The sequence below is a fragment of the Halomarina ordinaria genome, assembly GCF_030553305.1.
In the GTDB taxonomy this organism is placed as follows: domain Archaea; phylum Halobacteriota; class Halobacteria; order Halobacteriales; family Haloarculaceae; genus Halomarina; species Halomarina ordinaria.
This window is the reverse complement of sequence record NZ_JARRAH010000001.1, coordinates 70,525-84,552: the sequence shown is the minus strand read 5'-3', so window position 1 is coordinate 84,552 and position 14,028 is coordinate 70,525. Positions and strand designations below refer to the sequence as shown.

Genomic DNA, 14,028 nt, shown 5'->3' with positions numbered 1-14,028 from the left:
AGGGGTGACAAAACGAGGCCATGGGCATCCTCTCACGGACCTCGTACGTCATTCGCTCGAAGATAAACGCCCTCCTGAACCGAGCGGAGGACCCGACGGAGACGCTCGACTACTCCTACGAGCAGCTCCGCGACGAGCTACAGGACGTGAAACGCGGTATCGCGGACCTCACGACCCAGAAGAAACGACTGGAGATACAGAAACGTCGACTGGAGGAGAACGTCGACAAGCACAACGAACAGGCCCGCGAGGCCGTCCGGCAGGACCGCGACGACCTGGCGCGCAAGGCCCTCGAGAAGAAGAAGCAGAAAATGAACCAGATCGAGGAGCTGGAGGGTCAGATAGCGAACCTGCAGGACACGCAGGACTCGCTGGTCGAGAAGAAAGACACGCTGGAGAGCCGCATCGAGGAGTTCCGCACCAAGAAGGAGTCGATGAAGGCCCGATACGAGGCCGCCGAGGCCAACACGCGCGTCTCGGAGGCGATGACCGGCGCGGGCGACGAGATGGCCGACCTCGGGCGCTCCATCGAGCGCGCCGAGGAACGCACCGAGGAGATGGAGGCACGGTCGGCCGCGATGGACGAACTCCAGGACTCCGGCGCGTTCGACGACGTCCTCTCGGACAAGGACTCCATCGACCGCGAACTCGACCAGCTCAGCTCCGACAGCGAGGTCGAGTCCGAACTCGACACCCTGCGCGCGGAGATGGGCCGCCCCTCGGGCAACGGGGGGGACGAGGCCGCGAGCGACGCGGACGTCGAGGAGACGCTCGACGACCTCGAAGCCGACGTCGAGGCCGACACGGCGTCCGAACTGGAGACCGAGACCGAGGCGGACGCCGAGTCGGAGCGGTCTGACGACTCGTCGAACTGACGGACGCGCGCCTCTCGGTCCCCGCCCGCGGTCGACGTGGCGGCGCGGCGACGAGTTCTCGCGGCCCCCGAACGAACGACGAGCGGTGCTCCCGAACCGGGTACGGTTTAGTCGGGCCCCCGAGTAGCTCGCGTATGGTCGATACTGGTCGTTCAGACGAACGGATGACGCGCAGGCGAGCGATACGGTCGCTCGCCGCCGGAGCGGTGGGTACCTCGACTGCGCTGGCCGGGTGCGTCACCACGGACCTGTCGGTCACCGCCGACGGGGTCGAGGGGTCCGACGTGTTCGAGTCGTTCTCGCTCTCCGATTCCATCTCCTGGGGGAGCAACCGCGCGTGGGTCGGGGCGTCGCTCACCGACGCCGCAACCACTGACCTGCAGGTCCGGTCGTTGACGGTGGTCACGCCGAGCGGGTCGGCGTACTGGACCGGGACCGTCTCGGGGGGCGCGACGAGCGCCACGATGAGCGTCCCGGTCGGGACGCGCGTGACCGTCTCCGCGTTCGACAGCGACGACGCGCTGGTCGACTCGCTCCCCCTGCGCGTCGGCGGGAACACGTTCCCGTGACCCGCCACCGTGATGCGGCGAGAGGTGGACGATGAGCGACGACGGGGAGAACGGCGACGTGCCGAGCGACACGATGCGCGGTCGGCTGCAGGCGAACCCGTTCAAGATATGGGTCCTGATGGACGCCCGCCGGGAGGTGGTCGCGGCGCTGGTCGTCACGGCGGTGTTCGTCGCGCTGACGGTGTTCAGCGTCCTCGGTCTCAGCCCGTTGCGCGTCATCGTCACCCAGCACAACGCCACCTGGTGGCTGTTCTCGCCGATGGTCGGCGCCATCATCACCGGCGTCACCCTCGTCGTCACCATCTCGCAGCTGGTGCTCTCACAGGAACTCGGGGCGCTCGGCGACCAGCGCGAGCGGATGCAGGGCGCCATCGACTTCCGCGAGGACGTCCGCTCGCACCTCGGGACCGAGGTGAGCCCGCCGGACCCGGCACAGTTCCTCCAGGCCATCCTCGACGGCATCCAGAGCCGCGGCAACGAACTGTCGGAGGTGGTCGACGAGACGAGCACCGCCGACGACGAGTCGCTGCGCACCCACACCGGTCAGTACGTCGAGAGCCTGAGCGACCACGCACAGACGGTCGGCGGACGGCTGGAGGACTCCCAGTTCGGGACGTTCGACGTGTTGTTCGCCGCGCTCGACTTCAACTACTCCTGGAAGATACACGAGGCGCGGCGCCTCCGGCAGGCGCACGGCGGGCGCCTCTCCGAGGAGGCCGACGAGACGCTCGACGACCTCATCGACCTGCTGGAGTTCTTCGGGCCGGCCCGCGAGCACTTCAAGACGCTCTACTTCCAGTGGGAACTCGTCAACCTCATGCGGGTGTTACTCGCCGCCTCGATACCGGCCATCACCGTCGCCTTCGGGATGTTGCTCTACGTCGACGCGAACACGTTCACCGGCGTGACCCTCGGCGTCGACAACCTCGCGTGGGTCGTCAACGCGGCCTGCGCGGTGACGCTCGTCCCGTTCGCCCTCTTTCTCTCCTACATCTTCCGCATCGGGACGGTGGCGAAGCGGACGCTCGCCATCGGGCCGTTCATCCTCCGGGAGACGGAGCGCTCGGAGAACATCGACTGGGAGTGAGCTACTGCTCCGTCCCGAGGAAGTCCGGTTCGACGCGCTTCTCGTCGCGTTCGGCGACGACGTGGTCGACGAACGCGTCGAGGGAGACGTCCTGTCGCTCGCGTTCCTGCCGGTCGCGGACCGACACGGTGTCGGAGTCCGCCTCGTTGCTCCCGACGATGAGCATGTAGGGGACGCGGCGCTCGTGGGCGTCCTGTATCTTGCGCCCGACGGTCCACGAGCGGTCCTCGACGCCGACCCTGACGCCCGCGCGTTCGAGTTCGCCCGCGACCTCCTCGGCGTAGGGGACGTCGTCGTCGGTGACGGGGAGGACGCGGACCTGCTCGGGGGCGAGCCACAGCGGGAACCGGCCGTTGAAGTGCTCTATCATCACGCCCATGAAGCGCTCGAACGTGCCCAGCAACGCGCGGTGGACCATCACCGGGCGGTGTTCCTCGTTGTCCTCGCCGATGTAGGTGAGGTCGAGGCGCTCGGGGATGTTGAAGTCGAGCTGGACCGTCCCGATGGTCCACGTGCGACCGATGGCGTCGACCGCGTTGACGCCGACCTTCGGGCCGTAGAAGGCCGCCTCGCCGTCGTCGACCTCGTAGTCGAGGCCCTCGGCCTCGAGGGCGTCCTCCAGCGCGCCGGTCGCCTCCGCCCAGATGTCGTCGCTCCCGACGGCGTTGTCGCCCTTCGTCTCGAGGACGTACTCCGCCTCGAAGTCGAAGTGCCCGTAGATCTCGTCGATGGCCCGGAGGACGTCGACGATCTCGCCCTGGATCTGGTCCTTCCGGATGAAGGCGTGGCCGTCGTCCTGGGTCATGCCCCGCACGCGCAGGAGCCCCGAGAGTTCGCCCGACTGCTCGTTGCGGTAGACGGTACCGAACTCGGAGAAGCGGACCGGCAGGTCGCGGTACGAGCGCTTCTCCCGCCCGTAGATGTAGGCGTGGTTCGCGCAGTTCATGGGCTTCAGGCCGTACTCGGTGTCGTCCTGCTCCCAGTTGAACATCTCCCCCTGCGCGGTGAAGTTGTCGTAGTGACCCGTCGGCTTCCAGAGGTCGGCCTTGTTCAGTTCCGGCGTCCACACCTCCTCGTAGCCGAGGTCATCGTTCGTCTCGCGGATGTAGTCCTCCAACTCGCGGCGGATGCGCATCCCGTTGGGGTGGTAGTGCGCGCACCCCGGGGAGTGCTCGGGGATGGAGAAGAGGTCGAGTTCCCGGCCGAGCCGCCGGTGGTCGCGCTCCGCGGCCGCCTCGCGCCGTTCGAGGAACGTGTCGAGGTCGGCCTCGCTCTCGAAGGCGGTGCCGTAGACGCGCGTGAGCGTCTCGTTCGCCTCCTCGCCGCGCCAGTAGGCGGCGGAGATGTCGAGCAGTTTGACGGCGCCGATCTCGCCCGTACTCTCCACGTGTGGGCCCCGACAGAGGTCCTGCCAGTCGTCCTGGACGTAGAAGGTGACGACGTCGTCGTCCGCCGCCTCGGTCTCCAGGATGTCGCGCTTGAACGGGTTGTCCTCGTATAGCTCGAAGGCCTCCTCGCGCGTGCGCTCAACGCGCTCGATGTCGTAGTCGGCCGCGACGATGTCGCGCATCTCGGCCTCGATGGCCTCGAGGTCGTCCTGGTCGAGGTCGACGTCCGTCACGTCGTAGTAGAAGCCCTCGTCGGTCGGGGGACCGATGGTGAGTTTCGCCTCGGGGTGGAGACGCTGGAGTGCCTGCGCGAAGACGTGCGCCGCGGAGTGTCGGAGCACGGTGAGGTACTCCTCGCTCCCGTCGGTGACGATCTCGACGCGCGCGCCCTCGTAGACGGGGGCGGCCTTGTCGACGAGGTCGCCGTCGAGGACGCCCGCGACCGTGTCCCGCCCGAGGCCGGGACCGATGGCGAACGCGACGTCCTCGACGGTGGCCCCCGCCTCGACGGAGAGGTCGGAGCCGTCCGGCAACGTGACCGTGATTTCGCCCATACCCGAGGAAACCGAGGACGCGGGATAAGTGTGTTGAGACCGTGGGACGCCGTTCGCTACGGGGTCGAGGAGGGGGACGCGAGGGACCGCGCGGCGCCCGTCAGTCGGCGCGAATCGAGACCTTCGCCGTCGTCGACGAGTGCTCCGGGTCCTCTCCGGCACCCTCCAGGCTGTCGAGGTGGTCGCCGACGGAGCGACAGCCGTCGCCGTCGGCACACGGCGCGACGAACGCGAGGTCGCCGTCGGTCCGGTGGGCGAGCGCCAACGCCGGGAGTCGGAGGTTCTCGTGGCACTCGTCGGTGAGCATCGAGCGCGCCTCTCGGCGCTCGAACCCGACGAGGTCGACGTCCGACGACGCCGCCCACTCGCGGAACTCGTCGACCGTCCCCCGGATGTCCCGACCGACGGGCGTCTCGGCCGCGGGACCGGAGAGACAGACCCCCTCGCCCCAGACGTGGACGGTGACGTCGTCGAGTTCGCCCGCCGCTTCGAGGCGTGCGAGGCGGTCGAGCGTCTCGTCGAGGCGGACCTGTCGCTCGCTAGCAGTGAGCGACCGGACGTACAGTTCGACGGTTTCGGAGTGGGCGGAGTCGGTCATGTGTCGTCCGATTGATTGGAATACCTACTGAAAAACGTTTCTCCGGGTGCCACATTAACACATCCATTTCGACAGGGGTCTCTAGGGGACCTATTTTCACGCTTTCGAATCACTCACCGAACTCGACCGTCGCCGGGGCGAGCGCCTCCATCGTGGCGAGACGGGCGTCGTGGTCGAGGCGGCCGAACGAGCCGACCCGGACGGCGTCGAGGCCGTCGACCGCCGCGAATCGTTCGACCGTCTCGCGGACCGCCTCGGGGGTACCGGCGGCCGCCAGGTCGGAGAGCAGGCCGTCGGGGAGCGCCTCGACGGCCGCCTCGCGCTCGCCCGCCTCCCAGAGCCGGTGAATCTCGTCGGTGACGTCCTCGTGGCCCTGTCGGGCGACCGACTCGCGGTAGTACGGCCCGTAGGTCGCTATCATGAACGCGACCTGCCCGCGGGCCGCCTCGCGGGCGCGCTCGCCGTCCTCCAGGGCACAGCACCGGAGGGTGAGCGCGGTCCGGAGGTCGTCGGGGTCGCGCCCGCCGAGGTCGGCACCGCGCCGGAAGTCCGCGAGCCGCTCGCGGAGGCCGTCGGGGGTGAACAGCTGGGGGACCCAGCCGTCGGCGAAGCGCCCCGCCAGTTCGACCGCCTTGGGACCGAGGGCGGCCACGTCGACGGGCGCGGGGTGGGCCTCGCAGGTGAGGCGGAGGCCGCCGACGTTGAACACCTCGCCGTCGTAGTCGACGCGCTCGCCCGACTCCACCTGTCGAATCACGTCGATACACTCCCGGAGGGTTCGCAGCGGTCGGTCGAACGACCGGCCGTGCCAGCGCTCGACGACCGGCGGGGAACTCGTCCCCAGGCCCATCCGGTAGCGCCCGTCGGAGAGTTCCTGCAGGGTGGTCGCGGTCTGTGCGAGCAGGGCCGGCGTCCGCGAGTACGGCGAGAACACGTCGTTCGAGAGGCCGATGCGGTCGGTGTGCGCCGCGAAGTGCGCGAGCAGCGAGACGGCGTCCCGCCCCGTCACCTCGGGCACCGAGACGCGCGCGTAGCCCAGTTCCTCGGCGCGGCGCACCTGCTCGACCAGCACCGAGAGGTCGTCGTAGTCGCCCACCGGGAGGACGAGGTCCATGTCGACTGACATCGTCCCTCACCGCGTGGGGGGAGGACTTGAAAGGTGCCCCGTCAGGCCGCGCCCGTGCCCGGAGCCTCCACACCCGAGAGGTCGACGACGCCGCCGGGCATCGGGACGCCGTCGTAGGGGTCCTCGGCGAGCAGGAGCGAGCCGTCGAGGTCGGCGTAGTCGAGCAGCGGCGCGAGGTGGCACGCCGCGGCGATGGCGGCGTTCGTCTCGACCATGCAGCCGAGCATGACCTCCAGCCCGTGCGCGCGCGCCGCGTGGACCATCTCGACGGCCTGACGCGGGCCGCCGCACTTCATCAGCTTGAGGTTGGCGATGTCGCAGGCGTCGGCGACGCGGGGGACGTCCGCGAGCGTGACGCAGGACTCGTCGGCGGCGACGGGCACCGCCGAGCGCTCGTGGACGTAGCGCAGGCCGCCGGGCGTCCCGGGGGGGACCGGTTGTTCGAGGAACTCGACGTCGTGGGCGGCGAGGACGTCGCTCATCTCGACCGCCTCCCTCGGCGTCCAGGCGGCGTTCGCGTCCACCCGGAGACGGACGTCGGGGGCGGCCCCGCGGACCGCCTCCAGAATCTCCTCGTCGCGGTCGGTGCCGAGTTTCGTCTTGAGGACGGTGTAGCCGGCGTCGACGGCCTCCGCCGTCTTCTCGCGCATCACGTCCGTCTCGTCGATGCCGATGGTGTACGAGGAGGTGACCGTCTCGGTCGGGTCGAGGCCGAACAGGCGGTAGAGGGGGACGTCGAGGCGTTTGGCCGCGAGGTCGCAGCAGGCGATGCGGACGCCGGCCTTCGCGGCGGGGTTGTCGCCGACGAGCGAGTCGAGGCGGGCGTCGATGCCGTCGAGGTTGTGCGGGTCACCCACCGCCTCGACCGCTTCGAGCAGGTCGGGGAGGACGGCCTCGACGGTGGCGGCCGTCTCGCCGTAGTAGGTGGCGGGGGCGGCCGCGCCGACGCCGGTGTGCTCGCCGTCGCTCACGCGGACGACGACGTTCTCGGCCTCGGTCTGGACGCCGCGGGAGATGCCGAAGGGGTGGGCGAGCGGCAGGGAGACGCGCTCGAACGCCGTCGTCAGGGTCACCGTATCGCCTCCACCAGGTCGCTCGCGTCGAACCGGACGGGGTCGACCGCGGGCGCGTCGATGGCGTCGCCGAAGTCGGAGAGCGCCGCGCGCGCCGCCCCGTCGTCGAGGTGCGAGGTGTTGACCGCTCCCCCGACGACGCTCGCGGGGTGGACGGGCGCCGCGAGCGACTCGTAGAGCGCCGCCGCCTCGTCGGCCGGGAGGAGGTCGAACGCCTCGTAGCCGTGGACGACCTCGCGACCAGCCTCGTGACAGAGCACGAGGTGGTCGGGCATCGACCCGTGGAGGATGCCGCAGGTGACGGCGGAGTACGCCGGGTGGACGATGGAGCCCTGCCCCTCGACGAAGAGGTAGTCGTACTCCTCGGCGCGCTCGACGAGCATGCGCTCGACCGCGCCGGCCGTGAAGTCGCTTATCGTCCGGTCGATGGGGATGCCCCACCCCTCTATCATGATGCCCGTCTGGCCCGTCGGGACGAAGCCGGCGTTCAGCCCGGCGTCGCGGGCCGCCTCCAGCAGTTCGAGCGTGGCCGTCATCTTCCCGACCGAGCAGTCGGTGCCGACGGTGGTGACGACCGTCGCGTCCAGGTCGCCCGCGACCCCCTCCGCGACGGTGAGGTCCTCGGGCGGGTCCCGGACGTCCCACAGTTCGCAGTCGTGTTCCTCGGCGAGCGCCGCGAAGCCCTCGTCCTCGCTCAGGAAGTAGTGGAGGCCGGCCCAGACGTCACAGCCGCGTTCGAGCGCGCCGGCCACGTCGTCGCGCCAGGTCTCGTCGAACCCGCCGCCGATGGGGGCGATGCCGACGACGAACGCGTCGATGTCGGGCACGTCGTCGATGCCGGCGACGACCGGTGCGTCCTGGACGTCCGGGAGGAACTCCGAGACGCGGCGCTCGCCGTCGGCGGCGAGGTCGCGGTCGAGGACGGCCACGACGTCGTGGTCGCTGTAGCGAAGCAGGCCGACGGCCGTCTTGGCGCCGTCGGGGAACTTTCCGTGTGCAAGTACCGCGAGTCGCATACCCCCACCTCTCCGTGGGGGACATTAAGCCCCACGCGACGCGACGGGAGCCGTCAGACGGCCATCAGGTGCGTCCGCCAGAACGCCCGTCGGGCGTCGTCGAGCGCGTCCTCGGGGTCGCCCGTGGCGTCGACCGCCCGCGTGACCGCCGCCCGCTCCTCGAACCGGTCGAGGACGGTCCGCTCGCCGACGACGTACAGCGGGTCCGAGACGCCGTCGAGGGCGTCCTCGCACCGGTTCAGGTGGTCGGCTATCTGGCCGTCGCGGATGCGCTCGAAGCGCCCCTGCGAGAACCCGCCCTTCGAGTGCTGTTCCTTCACGTCGCTCTCGAAGCCCCGGTAGTCGACGCGCTCGTCGCCCTCGTAGACGCCGAGCGCGAAGGTGTCCGCCCGGACGAGCGCGAGGGCGTACCGGCCCACCGGGAGGAACCACTCGCGCTCGACGCGGAAGCGGTCGTCCCACGTGCAGAACGCGTCGGGGAGCAGCGGCGGCGAGAGCGCGACGCTCACGAGGCCGGCGTCGTCGGCGTAGACGAGACAGGGGGCGGCCCGCGAGACGAGCGCCGCGCGTTCGCCGAGCAGGTCGGCCAGGGGGTCGGGGACGCCCTCGTGGACCGCGGCGGAGAGCCCTCCCTCCGCCCCCGTCTCGACGCTCTCGAGGCGCGAGAGGACGGCCTCGGTCCGGCGACGACCCAGTCGCTCGCGGCGCCGGAAGGCCAGGTCCGGTGCGTCGGCGGCTTCGAGTTCACCCTCCAGTCCAGCGAGGCGGTCCTCGAGGCGGTTGACGCGCTCTTCGGCCTCCTGACGGGCGGTGGCGGCCTCGCGACGGCGCTCGCGCTCGGCGTCGAGCCGTCGTTCGAGGTGGTGGCGCTCCTCCTCCAGGTCGTCGATTCGGTCGCGGAGGGCCGCGCGACCGAGCAACCGGTCGAGCATGGGCCGACCGACGGGAGCGGGGGACTAAATACCGACGGGCGTCCCCATGCGAAGTAACTGGACGGCGCGGTCGGCCTTCGCCAGCAGCACCTCCCGGAGGTCGGGGATGTCCCGTTCCTCGCCCTCGACCCAGTCTATCGGGAGCGCGAGCGTCCCCTCCGGGAGGCCCGCCTCGCCGTGGACCGCGAGGTGCCGGGAGCCGAGTTTCATCACGAGGGGGGTGTCGAGGCGCTCTACGCCCTCGCCGGACGCGTAGTAGCGCCGGTTGACCCACTCGTGCTGTTCGCGCTGCATCGCCGGGCGGTCGCCGTCGTACGGCTCGACGTACATCCGCCCGAGATAGTATCCGCCTGAGAACTGTTCGAACATCGATGCAACTGTGCGTTAGCTATTGTCACACATAAGCTTTCCCGCGAACCCTTATGCGGACGTGCAATCAGACGACACGCCTTTGGCCGCCCGCCTCCCCCTCTGGATATGATACCGGAGCGGTGGGCGCGCTACTACCTGGAGAACGCGCCCAGCCTCGTCTGGCTCCTCGTCGCGAACGTCGCCGCGGTGCTCGTCGGGGTGCGCTACTACGTCGAGACGATGCCCGGCGTGAACACGTTCGTCTGGCCGCTGTACGCCGACTCGCCGGCCGCGACGTTCCTCGCCGCGCTCGTCTTCGCCACGCTCCTCCCGAACCTCGGGCGACGGCTGGACGACGCGCCCGTCAACCGTCCGCTCGCGTACCTCCACACCCTCACGTTCGTCTGGCTGGTGAAGTACGGCCTCTGGACCGCCGTCGCGCTCAACCTCCGCGTCTCGCTCTACTTCCCGGAGGTGTGGGCGTACTTCGGCATCGTCGTCACCCACCTCGCGTTCGTCCTCCAGGCGTACCTCCTCCCGCACTTCGGGCGCACCACGCGGGGGGCGCTCGCGTTCGCCCTCGGACTCTCGCTGCTCAACGACCTGGTCGACTACGCGTTCGCGCCACTCACCGGTTCGTGCGCGCTCGGCACCGTCGGCGAGCGCTGTCTGCTCTACCCGCCGCTGCGCTACGAGCCGGGGCTCGCCCTCCCCGTGCTGACCGTCCTCACGACACTCGTCAGCGTGTGGCTCGCGTCGCGCGCTTTCGACAGACTGCGGCCGGATGAAATGGTCGTTTCATCCGTCGGTGACCGGTCGTGAACGGTCCGAACGGAGTGCGCCCCTTTTACCGGTCCGCCGGTTACTCGCTCGTGATGGACAGGACGGGGACGGTGTTCGCACTCGGTGTGGGAGCGCTCGTGCTGCTCGCGGCCGTCGTCGGCGGAGTGGGGGCGACGGCGGGGACCCCGACAGTCGACGATGGGTCGGCGAACCAGTCGGCGACCGACGACGAGTCGACGAATCTGTCGACGGCCGACAACGGGAGCCTCGGGGAGGAAGTCTCGACGTTCATGCAGGTCAGCGCCGTCGAGACCCATCACCGGGTCGACCGCGGGATGTGGAACGCCGCGTTCGCGGGCGCCGAGAGCGAGGAGGAGCGACGTGAACTGCTCGACCGGCGCCAGGCGCACCTGGAGGAGCGACTGGCGGCCCTCAACCGGACCGACGGGGAGGACACCACCCGCGCCGCGGTCGGGATGCAGCTCCAGGCGGCCATCGTCGAGGCGCAGATGGAATCGCTCTCGGCGGACATCGACGACGCCGAGCGCGCCTCCGAACGGGTCGCCGTCGACGCTCCCGGTCTCGCGGAACTCGACGCCCGGGCGCGGTCGCTCGGCGAACGTCGAGGGCGTCCCCCGGCCGGCGTTCGCCCCGACCACAGGCCGCCCGCGCAGGAGACGACGCCCGGCGACGCCGAGCGCTCCGACCCGGACGACGAGACGGAACGGTCCTCCGGGTCGGGGTCGGAGAACGCCGCCGACCGCGACGACGCGACGGGAGCCGGCGGGCCGCCGCCGAGAGCCGGGAGCGCGGGGGCGGCCGGGACGCCCGACGCGAGCGCGGAGCGGGGACCGAGCGAACCCTACGAGCGAGCGAGCCGTGGCGGAGCCGAGGGGCGGAACGATACCCCCGGCGCGCCCGGCGACCGGGACCGCGGTTCCAGCGAACGAGCGAACGGGAACGGCGACCGGGGCGACGAGGCCGCCGAGAACGGGTCGCCGGGTGACGACGCGCGGAACGAAAACGGGGCCCCCGAGCGCGACCGGGGCGACGGCGCCCGCGAGGGGGCGTCCGGGCCGCCCGCCGACGCCGGGGACGACCGGAGCCGGGAGGCACGTGGCGGGGAGAACGGCGGAAGCGACGGGAACGCGCCGGACGGGGAGGACGACGCGGCCGACGGGAAGGCGAACGGGAACGACGACGGGACCGGGAACGAGCGTGCCGCGAGTGGGAACGGCGGTGGGGGCAGTGCCGAGGACGAGCGGGGAGGGGGTGCCGACGCGAGGGGGAACGGCGACACCGACGGGGACCGGAGCGGTGCGAGCGAGCGGGCCGGGAGCGGCGGGGGTGGGGGTCAAGGGAACGGCTCCCCGGCACGTGCCGGCCGCTGAACGACTCGAGCCGGTCGAATCTCCCCAGGAACGTCACCGTTTTGCCACTCGGTGACTAACGTGAGGTAATGGACTCCGCCGCGTTGCTCGACCTGCTCGGGAACGAGAACCGTCGGCGCATCCTCCGCCTGCTCGCCCGCAAACCCTGTTACGTCACCGAGATAAGCGAGTACCTCGGCGTCAGTCCGAAGGCGGTCATCGACCACCTCCGCAAACTCGAGGAGGCGGGCCTGGTGGAGTCGCGCGTCGACGACCAGCGGCGCAAGTACTTCTCCATCGCGCGGAACCTCCGTCTGGAGGTGAACGTCTCGCCGTACGGCTTCGGCGCCAAGAGCGCCTATCCGGCGAGTCGCGGCCTCGACATGACCCGCTGTCGGTACCTCACCATCGACGTGTCGAACCCCGACAGCGCGGCCGAACTGGGGGAACTCGCCGCCGAACTCGAACGCCTCGAACGCCTCGCCAGCGAACTCTCGATGGCCCAGCGCTGGGTCCAGGGGCGGCTGACGGAGGTGATGGACGGCATCTCCGACGGGGTGAGGGGTAACCCCTCCCTCGGCGCGCCGAGCGGCACGGACGCGCGCTTCTACGCGGAGGTGCTCTCCGCGCTCGCCAGGGGCGCCGAACGCGTCGAGACGGTCGCTCGACGCGCCGACGCCGACCCGGAACTGGTCGAGGAGGCGCTCGTCCGACTCGCGGACCACGGCGTCGTCGAACGGGACGGGGACCGCTGGCTGCTGGTCGACTCCTAGCGCTCGTCGACGGCGATGGGCGCGCGGATGGTGTTGCCCCACTCCGTCCAGGAGCCGTCGTAGTTGCGCACGTCGTCGTAGCCGAGCAGTTCGTGCAGCGCGAACCAGGTCAGCGAGGAGCGCTCGCCGATGCGACAGTAGGTGACGATACCCCGGTCGTCCGTGATACCCCGCGACTCGTAGAGGTCGCGCAACTCGTCCGCGGTCTTGAAGCGCTCGTCCTCGTCCAGGTTCTCGCTCCACGTGACGTTCGTCGCGCCGGGGATGTGGCCGGCGCGTCGGGCGGTCTCCGCGCTGCCCTCGGGGGCGACGATCTCCCCGCGGAACTCCTCGGGCGAGCGGACGTCGACCATCGGCACGTCGCGGTCGAGCGACTCGCGCACCTCGTGCTGGAACGCCCGGAGACCGTCGTAGGGGCCGGCGGCCTCGTACGTTCGGGGAGAGAAGGTGGGTTCCTCGGTCGTCGTCGGGAGGTCGTTGTCGAGCCAGTAGGCCCGTCCGCCGTCGAGCAGGCGGACGTCGTCGTGGCCGTAGTACCTGAACTGCCAGTAGGTGTAGGCCGCCCACTGGTTGGACTCGTCGCCGTACAGCACCACGGTCGAGTCGGGCGTGATGCCGTGGTCGCCCATCACCTGTTCGAACTCGCCTTTCTTGAGCACGTCGCGCTCGACGGCGTCCTGCAGGTCGCGGTCCCAGTCGAAGCCGATGGCGTTCGGGAGGTGGGCCTCGGCGTAGGCGTCCTCGTAGTCGCGGTCGGCCTCGACGAGTCGGAGGGCCGGGTCGTCCCGGCCGAAGTCATCGAGGTGGTCGTGGACCCACTCCGGCGAGACCAGTGCGTCGGTGGCGTACGAGTCGTCTACCATCGTCGAACCCACACGCGGCGCCCCGATAGTCGTCGCGCTGGCAGAGGCAGGCAGACGTCTCTCGCCCGCGCTAGCGGTCGTAGATGCCGTCGACGAGGAGACACCGGTAGACGAGACCGCTCCCGGTATAGAGCGCGCGTCAATCCCCGCTCAGAGGTCCTCCGTCAGGCCGGCCCGGAGGTCGCGGCCGAAGTAGTGGCCGAGGACGGCGACGAGGGCGCCCGCGCCGGCACCGGCGGCCGCGAGCGTGGCGCCCGAGTCACCGATGACGGCGAAGACGAAGAAGTCGGCGAGGACGCTCGCCGTGGCCGCGACGGCGCCCGCGACGGCCACCTCGGTGTAGTGGCGGCGCGCGGAGACGAGGCCGAGGCCGAAGGTGGCGAGGAAGACGCCGAGGAGGCCCACCGCGGGGACGAACGGGAGGAACGTCCCGACGAGGAACAGGCCGCCGAGCGCCAGCGCGAGCGCCACGACGAAGTACCGGAGGGAGAACACGCGTTTCAGGCGGCCGCCGAGGCGCTCTCTGCGGCTCGGGCCGGCCTCGGATGTGGAGGACGTCGCCGAGGGGGAGGACTCCGCGTCCTCTTCGAGTTCGCGGAGCAGGTCGTCGGTCCGGGACATGGTTGTGGATTCGTCCGCCCGGATATGTGCCTTTTCCCGGTCCGGCGGC

General features: G+C 70.4%; 15 protein-coding genes. 6 read left to right on the top strand and 9 right to left on the bottom strand.

The genetic code is table 11. The annotated features are described in order from the left end of the window. The first annotated feature begins 20 nt into the window (after positions 1-20). The 3 genes from P1Y20_RS00430 (at position 21) to P1Y20_RS00420 (ending at position 2,531) form a co-directional block, all read left to right on the top strand. Positions 21-875 (top strand): PspA/IM30 family protein, encoded by an 855-nt coding sequence (locus tag P1Y20_RS00430; protein ID WP_304446678.1) that lies wholly within the window; start codon positions 21-23, stop codon positions 873-875. Positions 876-1,009: 134 nt separating this feature from the next. After that, on the top strand, positions 1,010-1,444 hold the full coding sequence (locus P1Y20_RS00425; RefSeq protein WP_304446677.1) for a hypothetical protein: 435 nt from the start codon (positions 1,010-1,012) through the stop codon (positions 1,442-1,444). A 31-nt stretch (positions 1,445-1,475) separates the two neighbouring features. Continuing rightward, positions 1,476-2,531 (top strand): DUF7972 family membrane protein, encoded by a 1,056-nt coding sequence (locus tag P1Y20_RS00420; protein WP_304446676.1) that lies wholly within the window; start codon positions 1,476-1,478, stop codon positions 2,529-2,531. A gap of 1 nt (position 2,532) precedes the next feature. On the opposite strand, the gene thrS is transcribed toward P1Y20_RS00420, so the two are convergent. The 7 genes from thrS to P1Y20_RS00385 all read right to left on the bottom strand — a co-directional run bounded on the left by thrS (position 2,533) and on the right by P1Y20_RS00385 (position 9,587). Then, a complete protein-coding gene (gene thrS, locus P1Y20_RS00415) occupies positions 2,533-4,473 on the bottom strand; it encodes a threonine--tRNA ligase (RefSeq protein ID WP_304446675.1) in 1,941 nt (646 codons plus the stop codon). A 100-nt stretch (positions 4,474-4,573) separates the two neighbouring features. Next, positions 4,574-5,071, bottom strand: a complete 498-nt coding sequence (locus P1Y20_RS00410) for an HTH domain-containing protein (RefSeq protein WP_304446674.1) — start codon at positions 5,069-5,071, stop codon at positions 4,574-4,576. A 109-nt stretch (positions 5,072-5,180) separates the two neighbouring features. After that, a complete protein-coding gene (locus P1Y20_RS00405; protein ID WP_304446673.1) occupies positions 5,181-6,197 on the bottom strand; it encodes a TIGR04024 family LLM class F420-dependent oxidoreductase in 1,017 nt (338 codons plus the stop codon). Positions 6,198-6,238: 41 nt separating this feature from the next. After that, the gene (locus tag P1Y20_RS00400; RefSeq protein WP_304446672.1) at positions 6,239-7,270 is read right to left on the bottom strand and encodes a dipeptide epimerase; all 1,032 of its coding nucleotides are present in this window, start codon (positions 7,268-7,270) and stop codon (positions 6,239-6,241) included. Beyond that, a complete protein-coding gene (locus tag P1Y20_RS00395; protein ID WP_304446671.1) occupies positions 7,267-8,286 on the bottom strand; it encodes an N-acetyltransferase DgcN family protein in 1,020 nt (339 codons plus the stop codon). The genes P1Y20_RS00400 and P1Y20_RS00395 overlap by 4 nt, the downstream gene beginning before the upstream one ends. 53 nt (positions 8,287-8,339) lie before the next feature. Next, positions 8,340-9,218, bottom strand: coding sequence for a Vms1/Ankzf1 family peptidyl-tRNA hydrolase (locus P1Y20_RS00390; RefSeq protein WP_304446670.1), 879 nt, complete (start codon positions 9,216-9,218; stop codon positions 8,340-8,342). A 24-nt stretch (positions 9,219-9,242) separates the two neighbouring features. Next, positions 9,243-9,587, bottom strand: coding sequence for a DUF5802 family protein (locus P1Y20_RS00385; RefSeq protein ID WP_304446669.1), 345 nt, complete (start codon positions 9,585-9,587; stop codon positions 9,243-9,245). Positions 9,588-9,695: 108 nt separating this feature from the next. On the opposite strand from P1Y20_RS00385, the gene P1Y20_RS00380 reads away from it, so the two are divergent. The 3 genes from P1Y20_RS00380 (at position 9,696) to P1Y20_RS00370 (ending at position 12,495) form a co-directional block, all read left to right on the top strand. Continuing rightward, a complete protein-coding gene (locus P1Y20_RS00380; RefSeq protein ID WP_304446668.1) occupies positions 9,696-10,391 on the top strand; it encodes a DUF1405 domain-containing protein in 696 nt (231 codons plus the stop codon). A 53-nt stretch (positions 10,392-10,444) separates the two neighbouring features. Further along, the gene (locus P1Y20_RS00375) at positions 10,445-11,743 is read left to right on the top strand and encodes a hypothetical protein (RefSeq protein WP_304446667.1); all 1,299 of its coding nucleotides are present in this window, start codon (positions 10,445-10,447) and stop codon (positions 11,741-11,743) included. Positions 11,744-11,811: 68 nt separating this feature from the next. After that, on the top strand, positions 11,812-12,495 hold the full coding sequence (locus P1Y20_RS00370) for an ArsR/SmtB family transcription factor (protein ID WP_304446666.1): 684 nt from the start codon (positions 11,812-11,814) through the stop codon (positions 12,493-12,495). Here the strand turns inward: P1Y20_RS00370 and P1Y20_RS00365 are convergent. Both P1Y20_RS00365 and P1Y20_RS00360 read right to left on the bottom strand, forming a co-directional pair. Beyond that, positions 12,492-13,358, bottom strand: coding sequence for a sulfurtransferase (locus tag P1Y20_RS00365; RefSeq protein WP_304446665.1), 867 nt, complete (start codon positions 13,356-13,358; stop codon positions 12,492-12,494). The two genes, P1Y20_RS00370 and P1Y20_RS00365, sit on opposite strands and share 4 nt — an antisense overlap. 150 nt (positions 13,359-13,508) lie before the next feature. Next, positions 13,509-13,979, bottom strand: coding sequence for a DUF8526 domain-containing protein (locus tag P1Y20_RS00360; RefSeq protein ID WP_304446664.1), 471 nt, complete (start codon positions 13,977-13,979; stop codon positions 13,509-13,511). Positions 13,980-14,028 lie beyond the last annotated feature (49 nt).

Coding starts and splice junctions, on each gene's coding strand:
- P1Y20_RS00430 (WP_304446678.1), top strand. CDS start 21: ATGGGCATCCTCTCACGGACCTCGTACGTCATTCGCTCGAAGATAAAC.
- P1Y20_RS00425 (WP_304446677.1), top strand. CDS start 1,010: ATGGTCGATACTGGTCGTTCAGACGAACGGATGACGCGCAGGCGAGCG.
- P1Y20_RS00420 (WP_304446676.1), top strand. CDS start 1,476: ATGAGCGACGACGGGGAGAACGGCGACGTGCCGAGCGACACGATGCGC.
- thrS (WP_304446675.1), bottom strand. CDS start 4,473: ATGGGCGAAATCACGGTCACGTTGCCGGACGGCTCCGACCTCTCCGTC.
- P1Y20_RS00410 (WP_304446674.1), bottom strand. CDS start 5,071: ATGACCGACTCCGCCCACTCCGAAACCGTCGAACTGTACGTCCGGTCG.
- P1Y20_RS00405 (WP_304446673.1), bottom strand. CDS start 6,197: ATGTCAGTCGACATGGACCTCGTCCTCCCGGTGGGCGACTACGACGAC.
- P1Y20_RS00395 (WP_304446671.1), bottom strand. CDS start 8,286: ATGCGACTCGCGGTACTTGCACACGGAAAGTTCCCCGACGGCGCCAAG.
- P1Y20_RS00390 (WP_304446670.1), bottom strand. CDS start 9,218: ATGCTCGACCGGTTGCTCGGTCGCGCGGCCCTCCGCGACCGAATCGAC.
- P1Y20_RS00385 (WP_304446669.1), bottom strand. CDS start 9,587: ATGTTCGAACAGTTCTCAGGCGGATACTATCTCGGGCGGATGTACGTC.
- P1Y20_RS00380 (WP_304446668.1), top strand. CDS start 9,696: ATGATACCGGAGCGGTGGGCGCGCTACTACCTGGAGAACGCGCCCAGC.
- P1Y20_RS00375 (WP_304446667.1), top strand. CDS start 10,445: ATGGACAGGACGGGGACGGTGTTCGCACTCGGTGTGGGAGCGCTCGTG.
- P1Y20_RS00370 (WP_304446666.1), top strand. CDS start 11,812: ATGGACTCCGCCGCGTTGCTCGACCTGCTCGGGAACGAGAACCGTCGG.
- P1Y20_RS00365 (WP_304446665.1), bottom strand. CDS start 13,358: ATGGTAGACGACTCGTACGCCACCGACGCACTGGTCTCGCCGGAGTGG.
- P1Y20_RS00360 (WP_304446664.1), bottom strand. CDS start 13,979: ATGTCCCGGACCGACGACCTGCTCCGCGAACTCGAAGAGGACGCGGAG.